We start from the raw sequence: 20,030 nt of genomic DNA on the forward strand, positions 1-20,030 counted from the left end.
CAACTCGGACTCCACTTGGTCGATCGAAGCTCGATGATGGCACGGCGCCGGATGCCTGGATGACGGCCTGAGCGTCCCGATGCCATGACGTGATCAGGCTGTGACCGGTCGTTCGACCAACGCCAGTGCGAGGTGCGGAAGTTCTGTGAGATCCGCCGCAGCCCCGCTCAACCAGTGCACCCGGGGGTCGCGCCTGAACCACGAATCCTGACGGCGCGCGAAGCGCTTGGTGGCGCGTACGGTCTCGGCGCGCGCGTCGTCCTCACCGCACTCCCCGGCAAGGACGGCGAGCACCTGCTGGTAGCCCAGCGCGCGCGATGCCGTGAGCCCCTCGCGCAGGCCGTGCGCCTCCAGCGCGCGCACCTCGTCCACGAGCCCCGCCGCCCACATCCGGTCGACCCGGCGGGCGATGCGCTCGTCCAGCTCGGGGCGGGACACGTCGACGCCGATCTGCACGGTGTCGTACACGGAGTCGTGGCCCGGAAGGTTGGCGGTGAAGGGCTTACCGGTGATCTCGATGACCTCCAGGGCCCGGACGATACGGCGGCCGTTGCTGGGCAGGATCGCCTGCGCGGCCTCGGGGTCGGCGACGGCCAGCCGGGCGTGCAGGGCCCCGGAGCCGCGCAGGCCGAGCTCCTCTTCGAGGCGGGCCCTGACCTCGGGATCGGTGCCGGGGAACTGGAGGTTGTCGACGGCTCCACGGACGTACAGACCGGAGCCGCCGACCAGGACCGGCCAGCGCCCCTCGGCGAGCAGCGCGTCGATCCGCTCGCGCGCGAGGCGCTGGTATTCGGCGACGCTCGCCGCGACGGTCACGTCCCAGATGTCCAGGAGGTGGTGCGGGATGCCGCCGCGCTCCTCGGGCGTCAACTTGGCGGTGCCGATATCCATCCCCCGGTAGAGCTGCATCGAGTCGGCGTTGACGACTTCTCCTCCGAGACGCTGAGCCAGAAAGACGCCCAGATCGGACTTTCCGGCTGCGGTGGGGCCGACGACGGCGATGACTCGGGGGGTGGAGGGTGCGCTGCTCACCGCCCCAGTCTCGCAAACCCGGAACCCCTCCTCGAACGAGTTACGTGACGGCGAGGGCCCGGGGTCGTTGCCAGTTGCGAGGTTCGCGCCGCCCGATTCGGGAGGCGGCGACGGGGGCGACGCAAACGGACGCACCGGGCTACGCGGGATTTCGCCCGCACGAGTAACGTATGGAGTGGATATGGGCGTTTTTGCATGGCTTCTCGGACGGTCGAAGACCACGGAGGAGACGTCGACCGCCGACGAGCAGTCCGTCACCGTGACGGACGAGCCCGTGGCGGAGGAGACGGAAGCGGCGAAGGGTTCGCCCGAGGCCGACAGCGGTGCCGAGACGGAGATCACGGCGGAGAAGACGGAAGCCGTGGCCGTGCCCGCCGCAGAGGGCGTCGAGATCCCCAAGCAGCAGTCCGCCGAGGAGGCCGCCGACAGCGAGGCCGGTGAGGGCGCCCGCAAGTAACCGCCCGCGAGGGAAGGCGAAAAATGGGTCTGCTGGACAGTCTGAAGGCAAAGCTCGCCCCGGCCAAAGGGAAGGTCGCGCACTTCGCGCACGAGCACGAGGGCCAGATCGACCGGGGTCTCGACAAGGCCGCGAAGGTGGTCGACGAGAAGACCAGGGGCAAGTACAGCGACAAGATCCATACGGGCACCGACAAGGCGAAGGGCGCCGTGGACCGGCTCGCGCACCAGGATGGTGCCACGCGGGACGACACATTCACGCCACCGCCGGACGGGCCGCCACCGGCTTCCTGACGGGCGCGGGCAACAGCGCGGCACATCGACGGACGGCTGCGGAGCACAGGCTCCCGGCCGTCCGCCGTGTCACGGCGCCGACGGCGGCACCACGGCTACGACCAGGCCGCGACCACGTACCCCACGCCGTACGGCGCCTCCTCATACAGCAGCGCGCCTCCGAGGTCGGCGCCCTCGGCCGCGCCCGCGAGGACCTGCCAGGGCGCCCGGCCCGAGGCCTTCAGCTCGTACGCCAGTTCCGCGTCCAGCGCCTGGAGCGCCGCCACGTCCGCCGCCCCCAGCGCCCGGCCGACCTCCTCGTCGAACCCCGCCGCCCGCTCGTCCAGGTAGCCCGGCGCCTTGAGCGTGCGACACGCGCTGGCGTCGCCCATCACCAGCAGCGCGACCCGCTCCGCCCGCCCGCCGATCTCCCTGCCGACCGCGACGCAGCGCTCGGGGGCCAGGGGTTCCCCCACGCCGAGACCCTCCACGGGCGCGTGGGACCAGCCGGTCCGCTCCAGCAGCCACGCGGCGACGGCCAGCGACGGCGGAAGGTCCCGTTCCGCCGCTCCACCGTCTCCGGTGCCCAGGCGTACGTCGAGGTCCACCCCGAAACCCCGGAACGAGCCCCGTGCGCCCTCCGGGTGCGGTCCGCGCCCACCCTGTCCGGCGGGGCCGACGACCAGCAGCCGGTCGGGGCGGGAGGCCGCGAGCACGCCCAGCGCGTCCGTACAGGCGGCGCGCGCCGCCTCCAGTTCGGGTGCGGCGCCCGCGGCCACCTCGGGCACGAGGAGCGGCGGGCAGGGGCAGACGGCGGCGGCGACAAGCATGATCGGGAGCGTAGCCGCCAGGACGTCAGTCGCAGCCGCTGCCCGCAGCCACCGGAAGCGGTGCGGGAACGCCGATCTTCGGCAGTCCGAGCATCACGCCCGCGGTCTTCGCGGCCTCCGCGGTGTTGCGCTTCTCCCAGGCGTCACCCGCGCGCGTGGGACGCACGCCGAGCACGGCGCCCTCGGCGAGGAGGTGGTGCGGGGCGGCGTACGTGATCTCGACCGTGACCACGTCACCGGGGCGCACCGCGGTGTCCGGTTTGGTGAAGTGGACCAGGCGGTTGTCGGGGGCGCGGCCGGAGAGGCGGTGGGTGGCGCCGTCCTTGCGGCCCTCGCCCTCGGCGACCATCAGCTCCACTGTGCGGCCGATCTGCTTCTTGTTCTCGCCCCAGGAGATCTCCTCCTGGAGGGCGGCGAGACGCAGGTAACGCGCCTGGACGACCTCCTTGGGGATCTGGTTCTCCATGGTGGCGGCCGGCGTGCCGGGCCGCTTGGAGTACTGGAAGGTGAACGCCTGCGCGAACCGCGCCTCGCGCACCGCGTGCATCGTCTGCTCGAAGTCCTCCTCGGTCTCCCCGGGGAAGCCCACGATGATGTCGCTGGTGATCGCCGCGTGCGGGATGGCCGCGCGCACCTTCTCGATGATCCCCAGGTAACGCTCCTGGCGGTACGAGCGGCGCATCGCCTTCAGGATGGTGTCCGAGCCGGACTGCATGGGCATGTGGAGCTGCGGCATCACGTTCGGTGTCTCGGCCATGGCGGCGATGACGTCGTCGGTGAAGTCGCGTGGGTGCGGAGAGGTGAAGCGGACGCGCTCCAGGCCGTCGATCTTGCCGCAGGCCCGCAGCAGCTTGCTGAATGCCTCCCGGTCGCCGATGTCGGAGCCGTACGCGTTGACGTTCTGCCCGAGCAGGGTGATCTCGGAGACGCCCTCGCCGACCAGCGCCTCGATCTCGGCGAGGATGTCGCCGGTACGGCGGTCCTTCTCCTTGCCGCGCAGAGCCGGGACGATGCAGAAGGTGCACGTGTTGTTGCAGCCGACGGAGATCGACACCCAGGCCGCGTACGCGCTCTCGCGGCGCGTCGGCAGCGTCGACGGGAACGCCTCCAGCGACTCGGCGATCTCGACCTGCGCCTCTTCCTGCACGCGCGCGCGTTCCAGCAGGACGGGCAGCTTGCCGATGTTGTGCGTGCCGAAGACGACGTCCACCCAGGGCGCCCGCTTCACGATGGTGTCGCGGTCCTTCTGAGCGAGGCAGCCGCCCACGGCGATCTGCATCCCGGGGCGCTTCGTCTTCATCGGGGCGAGCCGGCCGAGGTTGCCGTACAGCTTGTTGTCGGCGTTCTCGCGCACGGCGCAGGTGTTGAAGACGACGACGTCCGCGTCACCGTCGGCACCCTCGGGCGCGCGCACATAACCGGCGTTTTCGAGCAGTCCGGACAATCGCTCGGAATCATGGACGTTCATCTGGCACCCGTAGGTGCGCACTTCGTATGTCTTGACGTCCACGGCCTGACTCCGGTCACTGCTGCTCATGCGACAAGGGTAGGCGGTGCGCGACGCGGGGCCGTACGGGTTACCGCTCGCCCGCCTGCCACCCCTGGCCGCGCAGGACGGCGCCGACGTCGGGGGCGCGGTAGTGGTCGCCCTTGAGCACCTTGCCGTCGGCCCTGCGGGCGACCAGGCCGTCGGGGCCCAACTTCGTCATGTTGGCGCGGTGGATCTCCGCGATCACCGCGTCGAGGTCGATGCCGTGGACCAGGGCCGTGCCGTACGCGACGTACACGACGTCCGCCAGTTCGTGCGCCAGCCGGTCCAGCGGACCCGTGACCGCGACCTCGGCGACCTCCGCCGCCTCCTCCACGAGCAGCTCGCCCCGGTGCGCCGCGAGCTGCGGGGAGACCTCGCCAGGCGTACTGCGGGTGTCGAGTCCGAAGGCCAAATGGAATTCCCGGACGAGGCCGGCGGGCGAGGCGGCGGCGGACGGAGTGGCGGAAGCGGAGGTACCGGGGCGCATGCGGTGACTCTAGCTATCTCGCGACGGCTCCACGGGGACAGCTGCGATCGTCGTACCGCAGGCGCCCGCTCCCCCTTTTTTCCTGGCCAGCACGGGTCCCGTACTGGCAGGATCTCGCCCATGCTCAAGGTGTTCCGGATCCGCAGGCGACACGCCCTCATGGGCTCGGCCGCCGGTTTCGTGGTCTTCGGGCTGCTGCTGTGGTGGCTGCTGCCGCTGGAGGAGGCACCACCGGGCGGGACGATCACGTTCAGTACCGGGACACCCGCCGGCGTCTACCAGCAGTACGGATCGGGGCTCGGTTCGGCCTTCGCGAAGGACATGCCGAACCTGGACGTACGGATGCTGACCAGCCAGGGGTCCCAGGAGAACGTCAGGCGGGTGGCGACGGGCAAGGCGGACTTCACCATCGCGGCGGCCGACGCCGTGGAGACGTACAAACTGCAACGGCTGCCCGGGGCCGACAGACTGCGCGGGGTCGCGCGTCTGTACGACGACTACATGCAACTCGTCGTGCCGCGTGATTCGAAGATCAGCAGCGTGGGGGATCTGCGGGGCAAGCGCGTCTCCATAGGGCCGGAGAGTTCGGGCGTACGGCTGATCGCCGACAAGATGCTCACCGCCGCCGGCCTCGACCCCACCAAGGACATCACGCCCTTCGCCGACGGCATCAGCACCGGACCCGGGCGGCTCCAGCGGGGCCAGATCGACGCCTTTTTCTGGTCGGGCGGGCTGCCCACGAACGGTCTGGTGCAGCTGGCGAAGACCTTCCCCTTCCGCTTCGTCCCGATCGACGCCGACCTGGTCACCAAACTGCACGAACAGGGCGGAGCATCCCGCTACTACCGGGCCACGAACATGCCCGAGTCGGCCTACCCGTCCATCCAGGACGGCTCGACCGTGGCGACCCTCGCGGTGTCCAACCTGCTCATGACACGTGAGGACGTGGACCCGCGGCTCACCGAGTGGCTGACCCGGTCGGTGATCAACAGCCGGGACCGCATCGGCGCCCACGTCCACTCGGCGCAGCTCGTGGACCTGCGGACCGCCATCTACACCGACCCGCTGACCCTGCACGACGGCGCCCGGCGCTACTACCGCTCGGTCAAGCCGTAGGGCCCGTAGTCACGCACGCGGCCCCTCAGGACGCCGGGCCCGACCTCGGCACCCGCACCGTCACCTTCAGACCGTGCGGCTCGTGATGGCCGTACGAGATCGTGCCGCCGCCCGCCGCCAGCAGGACCCGGGAGATGGACAGGCCGAGGCCCGAGCCCTTGACGTTCTGATGCCGACCGCTGCGCCAGAACCTGTCGCCGATCCGGACGAGTTCCTCGTCGGTGAGGCCCGGGCCGCCGTCGGTGACGACGACCATCGAGGTCTCGCCGTTCGACGCGACCGACACGCGTACGCACTCGTCCTCGGGCGTGAACTTCACCGCGTTGTCGATCACCGCGTCCAGGGCGCTGGACAGCGTGACCGGGTCGGCCCACGCGGTGGTGGCCGGGCACTCGCCGACCAGACGCACCCCCTTGGCTTCGGCGAGCGGGGCCCAGGCGGCGACGCGCTCGGCCGTCAGCGCGCCGATATCGGTGAGTACGAGGTCCGCCTCGGCGTGCTCGGCCAGCGCCAGGTCGAGGAGGTCGTCCAGGACCTCGGCCAGGCGCTTGCCCTCGGTGCGGACCGACGCGATCTCCTCGTTTCCCTCCGGCAGTTCGAGTGCGAGCAGTTCGATGCGCAGCAGCAGCGCGGAGAGCGGGTTGCGCAGCTGGTGCGAGGCGTCGGCGACGAAGGCACGCTGCTGCTCCAGCACGTCCTCGACGTTGTCCGCCATTTCATTGAACGACCGGGCCAGCCGTCTGAGTTCCGGCGGCCCGCCGGCCACCGCGACCCGGGACTTCAGGCTGCCGGTCGCGATGTGGTGCGTGGTGGCGTCGAGGACGCGTACGGGCTTGAGCACCCAGCCGGTGAGGCGCAGCGCGGCCCCTACGGCGAGCAGCATCGCGGCGATCTCGCCGGCGCCGACGATGAGCCAGCCGTGCAGCGTCCGCGAACGCATCTGCCCGGTGGGCGAGTCGGTGACCACGACGGCCACGACGTCGCCGTCCCGGATGACGGGTGACGCGACGATGAGCCGGTCCCGCTGCCAGGGCCAGACCTGTTTCGGGTCGTGGCTGCGGCGCGAGAGGAGCGCTTCGGCGAACGCTTCGCGCACCTCGCCCGTTTCCGGCAGATACCAGTCCGTCGGCGCGTTGGCCATGGGTGCGTCGTTGCGGTAGAAGACCCCGGCACGGATGCCGTAGACGTCGTAGTAGCTCTCGAGTTCGCGTTGGAGGGTCTCGCCGCGCTCGTCGGTGACGGCGTCCTTGACGCGGGACCCGGTGGGCCGGTCGGTGACGAACTGGGCGAGCGCCGCGAAGCGGGCGGTGTCGTCGATCCGGTCGACGACGACCGTCTGTTGCTGGACGCCGGCCACGCTGACGGCGAGTGGGATGCCGAGCGCGAGCAGGACGGCGGCCATCAGGACGATGAGCAGCGGAAGGAGACGTGTGCGCACCCGTACCCGCTACTGCGTCGGGGCGACGAGCCGGTAGCCCACGCCGCGGACGGTCTCGATCAGCGTCGGCATGTGCAACTTGGAGCGCAGGGACGCGACATGCACTTCCAGAGTGCGGCCGGTCCCCTCCCAACTGGTGCGCCAGACCTCGCTGATGATCTGTTCGCGGCGGAACACCACTCCGGGACGCTGCGCGAGGAGGGCGAGCAGATCGAACTCCTTGCGGGTCAGCTGGACAACCGAATCCTCCACGAGGACCTGCCGGGTGGACAGTTCGAGCCGCAAGGACCCCAGGTGCAGCGTGTCCTCACCGGCATCGGCGCTGTCCTCATGCACGTTGCGCCGGCTGACGGCGTGGATCCGGGCGAGCAGCTCGCCGGTGTCGTACGGCTTCACCACGTAGTCGTCGGCGCCGAGGTTGAGGCCGTGGATGCGGGAGCGGATGTCGGAGCGCGCGGTGACCATGATCACGGGGGTGTTGGTGCGCTTGCGGATCTTGCCGCACACCTCGTAGCCGTCCTGGTCGGGCAGGCCCAGGTCGAGCAGCACCACCCCGAAGCCGTTGCCCTCCGGGACGAGGGCCTGAAGGGCTTCCTCGCCGCTACGGGCGTGGGTGACGGCGAAACCGTGCCGCGCCAGCACCGCGGAGAGCGCGGCGGCGACATGGTTGTCGTCCTCGACGAGGAGCAGTCTCATCGCGACCCCTTTCGGTTTCGTCGGTTTCGTCGACCTCTGTTCACCGGTCGTACCGGTTCGACTTGTACACCACATGGGTGCATCGCATGTGGTGCACCAGCGGAGTACACCATGTGGACCCCCACGCGCGCGTGCGTGATTCCGGTTGCGGATCGCTTCCGTTATCCAGCCGGTACGCACTTTCGGATGGTGCTCGAAAGTTTGTCGACCTGACATCGGATCGTTATCCTCAAGTTCCCCTCAGATGTAATGACGCTGGTCCGACGGGGTCACTACTGTCCTCCGAAACCGAGGTGGACGGAGCCAGTAAGCGATGACGGAAGTATCGGTGGCCAAGGACAACGTGGCTGCGACCGGCGATCTGGTTGTCCTGAAGAACGTCAACAAGCATTTTGGCGCGTTGCATGTTCTCCAGGACATCGACCTGACCATCACCCGCGGCGAAGTGGTCGTGGTCATCGGACCCTCCGGGTCCGGTAAGTCCACCCTCTGCCGCGCAATCAACCGCCTGGAGACCATCGATTCGGGAGACATCTCGATCGACGGCAAGCCGCTGCCCCAGGAGGGCAAGGCGCTGGCCCGGCTGCGCGCCGATGTCGGCATGGTCTTCCAGTCCTTCAATCTCTTCGCGCACAAGACGGTGCTGGAGAACGTGATGCTGGGCCAGCTCAAGGTCCGCAAGGCCGACAAGAAGACGGCCGAGGAGAAGGCCCGCGCCCTGCTCGACCGGGTGGGCGTCGCCACTCAGGCGGACAAGTACCCCGCGCAGCTCTCCGGCGGCCAGCAGCAGCGCGTCGCCATCGCGCGAGCCCTGGCCATGGACCCCAAGGTCATGCTCTTCGACGAGCCGACGTCGGCCCTCGACCCGGAGATGATCAACGAGGTCCTGGAGGTCATGCAGCAACTCGCCCGCGAGGGCATGACCATGATCGTCGTCACCCACGAGATGGGCTTCGCCCGTTCGGCCGCCAATCGAGTGGTGTTCATGGCGGACGGCCGCATCGTCGAAGAGGCTGTGCCGGACCAGTTCTTCAGCAACCCGCGCAGCGACCGCGCGAAGGACTTTTTGTCCAAGATCCTGCACCACTGACGACCCGCGCGTCTCTGGCATGCCTCGCCCGTCAGGCCTGCACGGCACCGACGGCCCGCGCCACTCCATCAGCCAAAGGATGTTCACCATGAAGCTCCGCAAGGTCACCGCGGCATCCGCCGCCGCCCTCGTCCTCGCCCTCACCGCCACCGCGTGCGGCTCCAGCGACAAGGACAGCTCCGGCGGCTCTGGTGACGGCAAGAAGATCACCGTAGGCATCAAGTTCGACCAGCCCGGCATCGGCCAGAAGACCCCGCAGGGCTACACGGGCTTCGACGTCGATGTCGCCAAATACATCGCCAAGCAGCTCGGCTACAGCGAGGACCAGATCGAGTGGAAGGAGTCGAAGAGCGCCGACCGCGAGACCATGCTGCAGCGCGGCGACGTCGACTTCATCGCCGCCTCGTACTCGATCAACGACAAGCGTCTGGCGAAGGTCGACTTCGCCGGCCCGTACCTGCTGGCCCACCAGGACGTCCTGATCCGTTCCGACGACGACACGATCAAGTCGCCGGCGGACCTCAACAGCAAGAAGCTGTGCTCGGTGGTCGGCTCGACCTCGGCGCAGAACGTCCATGACAAGTTGGCGCCCAAGGCCCAGCTGCAGGAGTACCCGACGTACTCGGCCTGTCTGTCCGGTCTGCAGAACAAGGCCATCGACGCGCTGACCACCGACGACTCGATCCTCGCCGGCTACGCCGCACAGGACGCCTTCAAGGGGAAGTTCAAGCTCGGTCACTTCAAGATGACCAACGAGAACTACGGCATCGGCGTCAAGAAGGGCAGCGATCTGAAGGCGAAGATCAACACCGCCCTGGAGAAGATGGTCTCCGACGGTTCCTGGCAGAAGGCCGTTGACGCGAACCTCGGCCCCGCCGGCTACAAGAACGAGCCCGCGCCGAAGATCGGCGACATCAAGAGCTGAATCAGCGCCTGACGGGGTGCGCCGGTCCTCAGGCCGGCGCACCGGGGCTCTCGACACGCGGAAGCGCGGGAGATCGTGTTCGACTTTCTTGAAGGTTACGACCTGCTGGGTGCCTTCTGGGTGACTGTCCAGCTCACCCTTCTCTCGGCCGTCGGTTCGCTCGTGTGGGGAACCATATTGGCCGCCATGCGCGTCGGTCCGGTGCCACTGATGCGCGGCTTCGGCACCGCCTACGTGAATATTGTGCGGAACATCCCGCTGACCGTGATCATCCTGTTCACCTCACTGGGCTTGAGCCAGACACTCAGCGTCACTATGGGGGCGCCGAACAACTTCGAGACCCAGAACTTCCGGCTCGCCGTGCTGGGTCTGATCCTCTACACCTCGGCCTTCGTGTGTGAGGCCCTGCGCTCCGGCATCAACACGGTGCCGGTCGGCCAGGCGGAGGCGGCGCGTGCCATCGGCCTGAACTTCACCCAGGTGCTGACCCTGGTGGTGCTTCCCCAGGCGTTCCGGTCGGTGGTCGGCCCGCTGGCGAACGTCCTGATTGCCCTCACCAAGAACACGACGGTGGCCGCGGCGATCGGCGTCGGCGAGGCAGCCCTGCTGATGAAGAAGATGATCGAGAACGAGGCCCAACTGATCCTGATCTCCGCGGTCTTCGCGTTCGGTTTCGTGTGTCTGACGCTGCCGACCGGCCTGATCATGGGTTGGGTGGGCAAGAAGGTGGCGGTGAAGCGATGAGCTCCGTTCTCTACGACGCCCAGGGGCCCCGTGCCAAGCGGCGCAACGTCTTTGTCACCGTCGTCTTCTTGATCGCCCTCGCGGCGGTGCTGTGGTGGGTGTTCAACGCTCTCCAGGACAAGCAGCAGTTGGAGTGGGAGAAGTGGAAACCCTTCCTCGCCGGAACGGAGGCCTGGTCCACGTATATCTGGCCCGGACTTCAGAACACGCTGAAGGCTGCGGCACTCGCCATGGTCATCGCGCTGCCGCTGGGGGCCGTCTTCGGTATCGCACGGCTCTCCGATCACGTGTGGGTACGAATGCCGGCCGCCGCGGTCGTGGAGTTCTTCCGTGCCATCCCGGTGCTGATCCTGATGATCTTCGGGGTCGCGTTGTACTCCGAGTACACGGACATCAGCTCGGACGACGTGCCACTTTACGCGGTTGTCACGGGCTTGGTGCTGTACAACGCGGCGGTCCTCGCGGAGATCGTCCGGGCGGGCATCCTGTCACTGCCCAAGGGCCAGTCCGAAGCCGCCATGGCGATCGGTCTGCGCAAGAGCCAGGTCATGCGGACGATCCTGTTGCCGCAGGCGGTTACCGCCATGCTGCCGACGATCGTCAGCCAGATGGTCGTGATCGTGAAGGACACCGCTCTCGGCGGCGGCGTCCTCACGTTCCCCGACCTGATCGCCGCGGTGAGCCCGATGAGCTCTTACTACGGCGCCAACATCATCGCCAGCTTCACGATCGTCGCTCTGATCTTCATCGCGATCAACTTCGCTCTCACGACCTTCGCGAGCTGGCTGGAGCAGCGCCTCAGGCGCGGCAAGAAGAGCACCGGCGTGGTACTCGACCCGAACGACGCGTCGATCGGAGGCACTGCGGGAACCGGAGCTGGCGGCGCCACAGGCGCGATCTGACGTTCAGTCAGTCATCGTGCACCGCACGGAGGGCAGCGGCGTGATCGCCACTGCCCTCCGTCACTTGACGCAAGCACTCGCAATCTGTTGCATACGTTCTGTGATCGTGCACCCCGCTCCAACTTCCTGTTCACTTGTGTCGATGAAGACGTCGCTCTGGGCAGGGGGCGCCGCGCCATGGACCCGGTGATCATCGTCGGAGCGGGGCCGGTCGGGCTCACGCTGGCGCTTGCGCTGGCGCGTCAGGAGGTCCCCTCGGTCGTCCTCGACGAGGGGCCGGGCAAGGACGACCAGCGCCCCGCGCGCACGGTCGTGCTGCGCGAGGACACCGCCGCGCTCCTGGAGCGGCTGACCGGAGTGCCGATCGCCGACGCCGGTCTCCACTGGGCCGGATGGCGGTCGATGCGGCGCAAGCAGGTGATGCGTCAGATCTCCTTCGGCGGCGAGGAGTCGGACGGGCCCGCGGACGCACCCCCGTCGGGGCTCGCACCGGAGCCCGTCGCCGCATCCGACGCACCCCTGCACGTCGCCCAGCACGTCCTGACCGGCGCCCTGCGCACCGCGATCGCGCGCGAGCGGCTCGTCAAGGTTGCCGTCAACAGCCGCCTCGACTCCGTCGAGCAGGAGCCGTCCGGAGTGACGGCCCACACCCGCGGCCCGGCCGGCACCTGGTGGCGCGGCAGTTACCTCGTCGGCTGCGACGGCCCGCGCTCCACGGTGCGCAAACTCCAGGACATCCGCTTCCCCGGACGTACCGCCGTGGAACGACACGCCGTTGCCGCGCTGCGTACGGAACTTCCTTGGCCCGGCGAGGCGTTGTTGCACCGGATGCCGCCGTGGCGGACATCCGGGCCCTCGGCCGGGGAGATCACCGCCCGCCCGCTTCCCGACGGTGTGTGGCGCCTGGACTGGCTGATGCCGCCCGGCAAGGACCTGGTCACGCCCGAGCTCCTCGTGAACCGCGTCCGGGAGACTCTCGCGGGCTGGAGCGGCGGCTCCACACCGCCGTACGACCTCCTCGACACGGGCGTCCACATCGTCCACCACCGGCTCGCCCGGCGCTGGCGGGCGGGCCGGGTCTTCCTCGCCGGGGACGCCGCTCACCTGCTCGGCACGCTCGGCACCCAGGGCCTGGACGAGGGGCTGCGGGACGCCGACAACCTCGCCTGGAAACTGGCCCTGGCCTGGCACCACGGCCCGCACGAGGCGCTGCTGGACAGCTACCAGACCGAGCGCCGCGCGGCCGTCTCCGCCCGGCTGCGCGCCGCCGACCAGGCACTCCCCCTGCTGCGCGGCGGTGGCGGGCTGCGGTCGTACGTCCCCGGGTCGGCCCGCGGACACGACGGGCTGCTCACGGACGGTCACCTGGGGCGCGGCGTCCTGGGCGAGCCCGGGACATACGCCCATTCTCCGCTGGCGCCCCAGCACATCGAGGCGGAGGTCTCGGTGGACACCCCGCCCGGCTCACAGGTGACGGACGTCCGTGTCACCGCGGAGGATGGTTCCTTCGTGCGGCTGCGGGAACGGCTGGGCCACGGTGCGCTGCTGGTGGTGCTGATCGCGCCGGGTACGGGTGTGTGGGAGCGCAAGCACTGGGTGAGCGCCGGGATCATGCCCCGACTGGCGGCCGCGGTGGCCGCGCTGCCGCATCCCGCCGAGCTGCTGGTCACCGAGAGCTATCCGGGCGCGGCCGCCCACACCGTGCTGCTGATCCGCCCGGACGGGCACCTGGTCACGGCGTTGAGAGGGGTACGCCCGGCCGACCTGTACGCGGCGGCCGAGGCGACGCTGGGCGGGCCCGTGCGGGACAGGGCGAACGACAAGGCCGAGGAGACAGGCGAGGCGGACACGTCGGACGCGACGGCGAACACGGAAGCCGCGGCGGGCACGCGCTGACGGCTGCTCTCCGTCGGCGCCACGCGCCCCTCTCGTCGTCGCGCGTCCACATCGTGAGGCGGAGTTGACCGCTTCGTACCGCCATGCTGTACTCCGGAACGTGACCGAAGCCGACACCGATGTGCGCCTGTGGCGGAGGGTCCATATGGACCTCGTCCGCTATGCGGGCTGCGTGTGTCGCCCGTCCCGCTGAATTCGCAACCTTGAACCCCGCGCCCGCCGCTCATCCGCGCCGCGCGCGCTCCCCGCGAACGTCACCTGGACGGTACCCGTGTCCGTGTCACCTTCCGTATCCGCCCCCGCTCAGGTCTCCGGTGCGCCCAAGACCCCGACACAGGCGGAGCTTCTCGACTTCGTACGCCGTACGGCCGCCGACGACGAGCTGGTCGCCGCTCTGCCGCTCGACCCCGAGGGCCGCACCTGGGTGCGTCTTGAGGGCCCCGGCGGCAGCGAGGCCTGGCTGATCGGGTGGCCGCCCGGCACCGGTACCGGCTGGCACGACCACGCCGACTCGGTCGGCGCCTTCCTCACCGCGGCCGGTGAGCTCAAGGAGCACTCGCTCGCCGCCCGGCTGCCCACCGACGGCTGGAAGACCCTCGAACTCACCGAGGACGTCGACCGGGAGCGGCTACTGGCAGCCGGCCAGGGCCGGAGCTTCGGCCGCCACCATGTGCACGAGGTGCTCAACGAGTCCCGCGACCAGCACGCGATCTCGGTTCACGCCTACTATCCGCCGCTGCCCCAGATCCGCCGCTACAGCCGTACGGGACAGGTGCTGCGGCTGGAGCACGTCGAGCGCCCGCAGGACTGGCAGTAGGTGACCGACAGTGAGCGAACAGCCGATCGGCATCGACGAGTTGCTGGACCGCGTCCGCGACACCTACGCGCGCGTGGAGACACACGAGGCGTACGAGGCCGCACAGGCCGGTGAGGCGCTGCTGGTGGACATCCGGTACGCGGCTCTGCGGGAGCGCGACGGCCTGATTCCCGGCGCGCTCGTGGTCGAGCGCAACGAACTCGAGTGGCGTCTGGATCCCCGGGGCAGCCATCGCGCGCCCCAGGCGACCGGTCACGACCTGCGGATCGTGGTGATCTGCAACGAGGGTTACGCGTCGAGCCTCGCGGCCGTGTCCCTGCACCGGTTGGGGCTACGCCGGGCGACCGACCTGGTCGGCGGGTTCCAGGCCTGGCGGGCGGCCGGGCTTCCGGTGACGTCACAGGCGTAGTGAGCGTCGCAGGCGTACTGAGGACGCGAGGTCGTCGTTCCGTCCGCCTGGCCCTGAACGCGGTCGGCGCCCCCGCGCGTCCACCGTGTTCAGGGCCGGGGACGTGGACCTCCCGAGCACGTGACTGCCTCTCGGGACGGCCGGACCTCGGCGCAGCAGGCTCAGTACTCGTCGTCGACGAGGAACTCCGTGGCCTCACCCTCCTCGCCCTCCTCCTCCAGTGCCTGCCGGACCACCCGCAGGGCCATGCCCGGGGAGTAGCCCTTGCGGGCGAGCATGCCCGCCAGGCGCCGCAGCCGCTTGTCGCGGTCGAGGCCGCGGGTCGCACGCAGTTTGCGCGCGACGAGTTCACGCGCGGTCGTCTCCTCCTGCTCGGAGTCGAGCTGCCCGACGGCCTCGTCAATGAGCGTCGGGTCCACGCCCTTGGTACGCAGTTCCTGTACGAGCGCCCGCCGGGCCAGTCCCCGCCCGTGGTGACGGGACTCGACCCAGGCGTCCGCGAACGCGCTGTCGTTGATCAGTCCGACCTCCTCGAACCGCGACAGCACCCCCTCGGCCACCTCGTCCGGGATCTCGCGCTTGCGCAGGGCATCCGCGAGCTGCTTGCGCGTACGCGGAGTCCCGGTGAGCAGGCGCAGGCAGATCGCCCGCGCCCGCTCAGCCGGGTCACCCGGCGGTTCCGCGCTCTCGGCCCTCGACGAGGAGACGGAACCTCCGTCCTGTGGGTCGCCGCCAGCCTCACCGAAGCCGCGCTGCCGATGTCGTCCACGCCCGCCACGCGAGCCCTCACCGCGTGAGCCGCCCTCGCTGTACGGGCCGCCCTCACCACTCGGGGCACCAGCGCCACGACGCCTTCTCCCTGCCGGAAACCCGTCGCCCCGGCGTCGGCCGCCCCCCGGCAGACCCTCACCGCGACGCGCTCCGGCGCCGACATCACCGTCTCCCTCGTACCACCCGGCGCCCTCGTGGACTCCGCGGCCACCCCCGTATGGCCCGGCCTCCTCGTAGGCGCTGTCGCCGTCCCCGGCAACGCCCCCGCCGCCTCGGTCTTCCGAGGCACCGGGGTCTGCGTACTCGGCCCAGTCGGTTCGTCGGGTCACCGGCTAGCTCTTGACCGCCGTGGCCCTGGCCTTGGCCGTCTTGGCCGCCGGCGCGGGGACCGTCTTCGCGGCCTCGTCCGAGCCGACCGTGACCGCCGCGTCCGCGCCCGGCTCCTCGGTGGGCTTCTCCGGCCGCACACCGACCCCCAGCTTCTCGAGGATCTTCTTCTCGATCTCGTTGGCGAGGTCGGGGTTGTCCTTCAGGAAGTTGCGCGCGTTCTCCTTGCCCTGGCCGAGCTGGTCGCCCTCGTACGTGTACCAGGCGCCGGCCTTGCGGACGAAGCCGTGCTCCACGCCCATGTCGATCAGACCGCCCTCGCGGCTGATGCCGTGCCCGTAGAGGATGTCGAACTCCGCCTGCTTGAAGGGCGGCGCGACCTTGTTCTTGACGACCTTGACGCGGGTGCGGTTGCCGACCGCGTCGGTACCGTCCTTCAGGGTCTCGATGCGCCGGATGTCGAGCCGCACCGAGGCGTAGAACTTCAGCGCCCGGCCACCGGTCGTGGTCTCGGGCGAGCCGAACATCACGCCGATCTTCTCGCGGAGCTGGTTGATGAAGATCGCGGTGGTCTTCGACTGGTTGAGCGCGCTGGTGATCTTCCGCAGCGCCTGGCTCATCAGACGGGCCTGAAGGCCGACGTGGCTGTCGCCCATCTCGCCCTCGATCTCCGCGCGCGGGACGAGCGCGGCGACGGAGTCGATGACGATGAGGTCGAGGGCACCGGAGCGGACCAGCATGTCCACGATCTCCAGCGCCTGTTCGCCGTTGTCCGGCTGCGAAAGGATCAGGTTGTCGATGTCGACGCCGAGCTTCTTCGCGTACTCGGGGTCGAGGGCGTGCTCCGCGTCGATGAAGGCCACCTGGCCGCCGGCCTTCTGCGCGTTCGCCACCGCGTGCAGGGTCAGGGTCGTCTTGCCGGAGGATTCCGGGCCGTACACCTCCACCACTCGGCCGCGCGGCAGGCCGCCGACGCCGAGGGCGACGTCGAGCGCGGTCGACCCGGTGGGGATGACCTCGATGGGCTCATTCGGCCGCTCGCCCAGGCGCATCACCGCGCCCTTGCCGAACTGTCGTTCAATCTGCGCGAGCGCGGCGTCGAGCGCCTTCTCGCGGTCGGTTCCTGCCATGGGTTCCACCCGATTTGCTTGAGTCGATCGCTTCACGTCAAAGACGCTAACGCCTGCCACTGACAATGCGCCCTGACGCCCGTCCGGCCTGTGGATAACTCGGGCGCATCTCCATGAAAAACATGACGAAATGCCCGCTGCGAGCCTCACCGGAACCTCTATCAGAATGGATGTTCGATTTTTGTGTCAAGCGCGACACCCGGCACGTCGGAGACTGGGTTTCCGCGGTACGCCAATGGCCGGGATGTCGGGTTCGACACCCTCAGGGACACCTCACCCGGGGCGCTCTCGACCGGACGGAACGGGTGCGGAGCACCTCTGCCACGCGGTCGGACGGCTACCTGGCGCCCATCGGCGGCGCCACGGCCCGGACTCGGCTCACGCCGGCGTGGAGCCTTCCCCGGATGACGACCCCGACCCCGGTTCCGGATCCTCCGCGGAGGGCGCCGAGTCGTCGGTGCCGGCGCCACGCCGCCCCACCAGCAGACCCCGCAGCCGCGCGAGAACGCCCGTACCCCGACCTCGGTGTCCCTGGACACGAGGGTCGTCCGTGACGTCGTAGCGCTTCACGTACGCCCCCAGGAAGGCCTGGAGCGTGGCGATCGCCGGGATGGCGATCAGTGCGCCGACGGCGCCGAGGAGCGCGGTGCCGGCGATGACCGATCCGAAGGCGACCGCGGGGTGGATGTCGACGGTCTTGGCGGTCAGCTTGGGCTGCAGCACATAGTTCTCGAACTGCTGGTAGAGCACGACGAAGCCCAGCACCCACAGCGCATACCAGGGATCGACCGTGAAGGCGATCAGCATCGGCAGGGCGCCCGCGAGATAGGTACCGATGGTCGGGATGAACTGCGACACCAGTCCCACCCAGACGGCGAGCACGGGCGCGTACGGCACGTTCAGGATCTCCAGCAGCACGTAGTGCGCGACCCCCGAGATGAACGCCATCAGGCCGCGCGAGTACAGATAGCCGCCGGTCTTGTCGACGGCGATCTCCCACGCGCGCAGCACCTCGACCTGCCGGGCTGGCGGCAGCACGGAGCACAACGCGCGGCGCAGTCTCGGCCCGTCGGCGGCGAAGTAGAACGCGAACAGTGTGATCATCAGCAGCTGGAAGAGGCCGCCCAGCACCTGGGCGGAGACGTCCAGGACACCGGTGGCGCTGTTCCGGACGTAACTGCGCAGCCAGTCGGAACGCAGCAGGCCCTCCTGGACGTCCACCCGCTTCAGATCGGTGTGGAAGTGCGCGTTGACCCAGCTGATGACAGAGTCGAGATAGTTCGGGAAGTCCTCGACGATCTTGACGATCTGGCCCGCGAGCATGGAACCGAGCAGGGTGACGAATCCGGCGATCGCGATGACCAGGCCGATGAAGACCAGGAAGGTGGCCAGTCCCCGGCGGATACCCCGCGACGCCATGCGGCTCACCGCGGGTTCGATCGCGAGGGCGGCGAAGAATGCGATGAGGATGTTGATCAACAGGCCTGTGAGCTGGTGAAAGGCCCAACTGCCCAGTTGGAACAGGCCGACGAGGGCAAGCGCCAGGATCATGGCGCGCGGCAGCCAGCGGGGCATGCCCGCGCCCTGCCCGGCGCCCTGCCCGGCCGGGGGTGTGGGCGGCTGCGCGCCGAACGGGGACGTCTGCTGTCCGAGCTGCCCGGTCTCGTCTGTGGATGCCACGGTGCAAGTCTCGCCCACACCACCGACAACCGGTCACCACCCTGCGGTCTTTACGGCCGACCGAAGCCGTCTCAGTGCGATTTCACCGGTTCTCCGCCGGAACGTTCATCGCCGCGCACACCACACGCCACACGTCCTTCGCCTCCCAGCCGGCGTCCAGGGCCTCGTGCACGGTCCGGCCGCCCAGTTCCGTCAGCACGTGATCACGCGCGAAGGTGTCGGCGTACCCCGAACCGAAGTGTTCCGCCATCCGCTGCCAGAAGACCGTCAACCGCATGACTTCAGTATCCCGCCCCTGAGGGTGGGCCCACGCCGGGTCCGCTGAACGTGGGCGCTTTGCGCCCTACGGTCTGACACATGGCCGAAACAGGAGCACCCCCACTCCCCCAGACGCCCCCGGCGCGTTCCCCGCTCTTCCGTGCCGAGCACTTCGTGTGGCTCACCGCGCGCGTGCTGGAGCAGCGCCGCTTCGCGTACCACTTCCTGAACGGAGGCGCAGACCCGGTCGAGACCGCGCTGGAGGCCTATCGCAACGAGGACGGCGGATACGGTCACGCGCTGGAACCCGATCTGCGCGGCCCCGTCAGCCAGCCCCTGCACGTCGGACACGCGCTGCGTGTCCTGGACGCCATCAGGCGCTGCGGCGGCCAGCGGGTGGAGCGCGTGTGCCGCTATCTGACGTCCGTCTCCACCGCGGACGGCGCACTGCCGGCGATCCATCCCAGCCAGCGCGGCTATCCGGCGGCGCCCTTCGTGCCGATCGTGGACGACCCGCCCAGCGAGCTGCTCTCCACCGGCCCGGTGGTGGGCCTGCTGCACCGCAACGAGGTGTGGCACGCCTGGCTGTTCCGGGCCACGGACTTCTGCTGGCAGGCGGTCGATTCCCTGGAGAAGTCCCATCCGTACGAGGTCGAGGCCGCCGTGGCCTTCCTGGACTCGGTTCCCGACCGCTCACGCGCGGAGGCGGCGGCCGACCGGCTGGGCCGCCTGGTGCGCGAGCACCGGCTCGTGGCACTCGACCCGGAACGCCTCGACGCCTCCCCGGTGGCGCCCGGCTACGCCCCGGGCGAGCACCACTTCCCGTACGACTACGCGAGGACACCGGGCTCACTCGCGCGCGCGTGGTTCACGGACGAGGAGATGGCACGCTCCCTGGACTTCCTCGCGAGCGAACAGCGCGAGGACGGCGGCTGGCCCATCCGGTGGCGCGCGTGGGCACCGGGCACTGCCCTGGAGGCCCGCCCGATGGTGACGATCGAGGCGCTGCGCACCCTGAAGGCGTACGGCCGCCCCGTCGGCTGACTCCAGGAACGCAGGTACGGCGGCTGCGGCGCACCCCCTCTGACACCCGCAGCCGCCCACCGCCGAAACGGACGTGCCGGCATGTCCGCCCACAGCGGCCGGCCCGGCCCCGACCCCACCACCCACCGAGTTCGTGGCCGCCGGCGCATACCCGTCCACGAACCGCACCGCCCCACCC

The 20,030-nt window shown here is 69.6% G+C and carries 22 protein-coding genes; 12 read left to right on the top strand and 10 right to left on the bottom strand.

All coding sequences use genetic code 11. The features are described 5' to 3' along the window. Positions 1-93: 93 nt before the first annotated feature. Complete coding sequence (gene miaA, locus ADL01_RS20960; protein WP_053743555.1) at positions 94-1,032, bottom strand: tRNA (adenosine(37)-N6)-dimethylallyltransferase MiaA; 939 nt, start codon at positions 1,030-1,032, stop codon at positions 94-96. A 181-nt stretch (positions 1,033-1,213) separates the two neighbouring features. Between miaA and ADL01_RS20965 the strand changes: the two genes are divergently transcribed. Both ADL01_RS20965 and ADL01_RS20970 read left to right on the top strand, forming a co-directional pair. Further along, complete coding sequence (locus ADL01_RS20965) at positions 1,214-1,489, top strand: hypothetical protein (protein ID WP_053743556.1); 276 nt, start codon at positions 1,214-1,216, stop codon at positions 1,487-1,489. A gap of 23 nt (positions 1,490-1,512) precedes the next feature. Then, entirely contained in the window at positions 1,513-1,782 is a 270-nt protein-coding gene (locus ADL01_RS20970) for an antitoxin (protein ID WP_053743557.1), read from the top strand. A 95-nt stretch (positions 1,783-1,877) separates the two neighbouring features. On the opposite strand, the gene ADL01_RS20975 is transcribed toward ADL01_RS20970, so the two are convergent. The 3 genes from ADL01_RS20975 to ADL01_RS20985 are packed head-to-tail and all read right to left on the bottom strand — an operon-like array spanning position 1,878 to position 4,609. After that, positions 1,878-2,591, bottom strand: a complete 714-nt coding sequence (locus ADL01_RS20975) for a class III extradiol dioxygenase subunit B-like domain-containing protein (protein WP_053743558.1) — start codon at positions 2,589-2,591, stop codon at positions 1,878-1,880. Positions 2,592-2,616: 25 nt separating this feature from the next. Then, positions 2,617-4,128 carry a tRNA (N6-isopentenyl adenosine(37)-C2)-methylthiotransferase MiaB gene (gene miaB / locus ADL01_RS20980; protein ID WP_078960661.1) on the bottom strand — a complete coding sequence of 504 codons (1,512 nt, stop codon included), beginning with the start codon at positions 4,126-4,128 and terminating at the stop codon, positions 2,617-2,619. Positions 4,129-4,168: 40 nt separating this feature from the next. Beyond that, complete coding sequence (locus ADL01_RS20985; protein WP_053743559.1) at positions 4,169-4,609, bottom strand: MazG nucleotide pyrophosphohydrolase domain-containing protein; 441 nt, start codon at positions 4,607-4,609, stop codon at positions 4,169-4,171. Positions 4,610-4,729: 120 nt separating this feature from the next. Here ADL01_RS20985 and ADL01_RS20990 point away from each other — a divergent pair, with 120 nt between their 5' ends. Further along, positions 4,730-5,725, top strand: a complete 996-nt coding sequence (locus ADL01_RS20990; protein ID WP_053743560.1) for a TAXI family TRAP transporter solute-binding subunit — start codon at positions 4,730-4,732, stop codon at positions 5,723-5,725. A 25-nt stretch (positions 5,726-5,750) separates the two neighbouring features. Here the strand turns inward: ADL01_RS20990 and ADL01_RS20995 are convergent, their stop codons facing one another. Next, complete coding sequence (locus ADL01_RS20995) at positions 5,751-7,163, bottom strand: sensor histidine kinase (RefSeq protein ID WP_053743561.1); 1,413 nt, start codon at positions 7,161-7,163, stop codon at positions 5,751-5,753. A gap of 9 nt (positions 7,164-7,172) precedes the next feature. Beyond that, positions 7,173-7,859, bottom strand: coding sequence for a response regulator transcription factor (locus ADL01_RS21000; protein ID WP_053743562.1), 687 nt, complete (start codon positions 7,857-7,859; stop codon positions 7,173-7,175). 313 nt (positions 7,860-8,172) lie between these two features. Between ADL01_RS21000 and ADL01_RS21005 the strand changes: the two genes are divergently transcribed. The 8 genes from ADL01_RS21005 to ADL01_RS21035 all read left to right on the top strand — a co-directional run bounded on the left by ADL01_RS21005 (position 8,173) and on the right by ADL01_RS21035 (position 14,642). Then, on the top strand, positions 8,173-8,949 hold the full coding sequence (locus ADL01_RS21005) for an amino acid ABC transporter ATP-binding protein (RefSeq protein WP_053743563.1): 777 nt from the start codon (positions 8,173-8,175) through the stop codon (positions 8,947-8,949). Between the two features lie 88 nt (positions 8,950-9,037). Then, on the top strand, positions 9,038-9,874 hold the full coding sequence (locus tag ADL01_RS21010; RefSeq protein ID WP_053743564.1) for a glutamate ABC transporter substrate-binding protein: 837 nt from the start codon (positions 9,038-9,040) through the stop codon (positions 9,872-9,874). Between the two features lie 75 nt (positions 9,875-9,949). After that, positions 9,950-10,618: an amino acid ABC transporter permease gene (locus ADL01_RS21015; protein ID WP_053743565.1), complete on the top strand. Its 669-nt coding sequence runs from the start codon at positions 9,950-9,952 to the stop codon at positions 10,616-10,618. Then, a complete protein-coding gene (locus tag ADL01_RS21020; RefSeq protein ID WP_053743566.1) occupies positions 10,615-11,520 on the top strand; it encodes an amino acid ABC transporter permease in 906 nt (301 codons plus the stop codon). The genes ADL01_RS21015 and ADL01_RS21020 overlap by 4 nt, the downstream gene beginning before the upstream one ends. A 177-nt stretch (positions 11,521-11,697) precedes the next feature. After that, on the top strand, positions 11,698-13,416 hold the full coding sequence (locus ADL01_RS21025; protein ID WP_053743567.1) for an FAD-dependent monooxygenase: 1,719 nt from the start codon (positions 11,698-11,700) through the stop codon (positions 13,414-13,416). Between the two features lie 121 nt (positions 13,417-13,537). Next, complete coding sequence (locus tag ADL01_RS47545) at positions 13,538-13,609, top strand: putative leader peptide (protein WP_311136958.1); 72 nt, start codon at positions 13,538-13,540, stop codon at positions 13,607-13,609. Positions 13,610-13,687: 78 nt separating this feature from the next. Then, complete coding sequence (locus ADL01_RS21030; protein ID WP_053743568.1) at positions 13,688-14,233, top strand: cysteine dioxygenase; 546 nt, start codon at positions 13,688-13,690, stop codon at positions 14,231-14,233. A gap of 10 nt (positions 14,234-14,243) precedes the next feature. Beyond that, positions 14,244-14,642 carry a rhodanese-like domain-containing protein gene (locus ADL01_RS21035; RefSeq protein ID WP_053743569.1) on the top strand — a complete coding sequence of 133 codons (399 nt, stop codon included), beginning with the start codon at positions 14,244-14,246 and terminating at the stop codon, positions 14,640-14,642. Between the two features lie 161 nt (positions 14,643-14,803). On the opposite strand, the gene recX is transcribed toward ADL01_RS21035, so the two are convergent. The 4 genes from recX to ADL01_RS21055 all read right to left on the bottom strand — a co-directional run bounded on the left by recX (position 14,804) and on the right by ADL01_RS21055 (position 18,827). Further along, complete coding sequence (gene recX / locus ADL01_RS42345; protein WP_078960662.1) at positions 14,804-15,742, bottom strand: recombination regulator RecX; 939 nt, start codon at positions 15,740-15,742, stop codon at positions 14,804-14,806. 3 nt (positions 15,743-15,745) lie between these two features. Next, positions 15,746-16,870, bottom strand: coding sequence for a recombinase RecA (gene recA / locus ADL01_RS21045; protein ID WP_053743570.1), 1,125 nt, complete (start codon positions 16,868-16,870; stop codon positions 15,746-15,748). Between the two features lie 378 nt (positions 16,871-17,248). After that, the gene (locus tag ADL01_RS21050) at positions 17,249-18,550 is read right to left on the bottom strand and encodes an AI-2E family transporter (RefSeq protein ID WP_078960663.1); all 1,302 of its coding nucleotides are present in this window, start codon (positions 18,548-18,550) and stop codon (positions 17,249-17,251) included. An 82-nt stretch (positions 18,551-18,632) separates the two neighbouring features. Next, complete coding sequence (locus ADL01_RS21055) at positions 18,633-18,827, bottom strand: DUF3046 domain-containing protein (protein ID WP_053743571.1); 195 nt, start codon at positions 18,825-18,827, stop codon at positions 18,633-18,635. Between the two features lie 80 nt (positions 18,828-18,907). On the opposite strand from ADL01_RS21055, the gene ADL01_RS21060 reads away from it, so the two are divergent. Next, positions 18,908-19,852 (top strand): hypothetical protein, encoded by a 945-nt coding sequence (locus ADL01_RS21060; protein ID WP_053743572.1) that lies wholly within the window; start codon positions 18,908-18,910, stop codon positions 19,850-19,852. Positions 19,853-20,030: the final 178 nt, after the last annotated feature.

Origin of the sequence: Streptomyces sp. NRRL WC-3618 (assembly GCF_001280005.1) — a bacterium.
Classification (GTDB): domain Bacteria; phylum Actinomycetota; class Actinomycetes; order Streptomycetales; family Streptomycetaceae; genus Streptomyces.

Coding starts and splice junctions, on each gene's coding strand:
- ADL01_RS21055 (WP_053743571.1), bottom strand. CDS start 18,827: ATGCGGTTGACGGTCTTCTGGCAGCGGATGGCGGAACACTTCGGTTCG.
- ADL01_RS20990 (WP_053743560.1), top strand. CDS start 4,730: ATGCTCAAGGTGTTCCGGATCCGCAGGCGACACGCCCTCATGGGCTCG.
- ADL01_RS20965 (WP_053743556.1), top strand. CDS start 1,214: ATGGGCGTTTTTGCATGGCTTCTCGGACGGTCGAAGACCACGGAGGAG.
- ADL01_RS20985 (WP_053743559.1), bottom strand. CDS start 4,609: ATGCGCCCCGGTACCTCCGCTTCCGCCACTCCGTCCGCCGCCGCCTCG.
- ADL01_RS21005 (WP_053743563.1), top strand. CDS start 8,173: ATGACGGAAGTATCGGTGGCCAAGGACAACGTGGCTGCGACCGGCGAT.
- ADL01_RS21000 (WP_053743562.1), bottom strand. CDS start 7,859: ATGAGACTGCTCCTCGTCGAGGACGACAACCATGTCGCCGCCGCGCTC.
- recA (WP_053743570.1), bottom strand. CDS start 16,870: ATGGCAGGAACCGACCGCGAGAAGGCGCTCGACGCCGCGCTCGCGCAG.
- ADL01_RS21010 (WP_053743564.1), top strand. CDS start 9,038: ATGAAGCTCCGCAAGGTCACCGCGGCATCCGCCGCCGCCCTCGTCCTC.
- ADL01_RS20970 (WP_053743557.1), top strand. CDS start 1,513: ATGGGTCTGCTGGACAGTCTGAAGGCAAAGCTCGCCCCGGCCAAAGGG.
- miaB (WP_078960661.1), bottom strand. CDS start 4,128: ATGAGCAGCAGTGACCGGAGTCAGGCCGTGGACGTCAAGACATACGAA.
- ADL01_RS21020 (WP_053743566.1), top strand. CDS start 10,615: ATGAGCTCCGTTCTCTACGACGCCCAGGGGCCCCGTGCCAAGCGGCGC.
- ADL01_RS21025 (WP_053743567.1), top strand. CDS start 11,698: ATGGACCCGGTGATCATCGTCGGAGCGGGGCCGGTCGGGCTCACGCTG.
- ADL01_RS20975 (WP_053743558.1), bottom strand. CDS start 2,591: ATGCTTGTCGCCGCCGCCGTCTGCCCCTGCCCGCCGCTCCTCGTGCCC.
- ADL01_RS21060 (WP_053743572.1), top strand. CDS start 18,908: ATGGCCGAAACAGGAGCACCCCCACTCCCCCAGACGCCCCCGGCGCGT.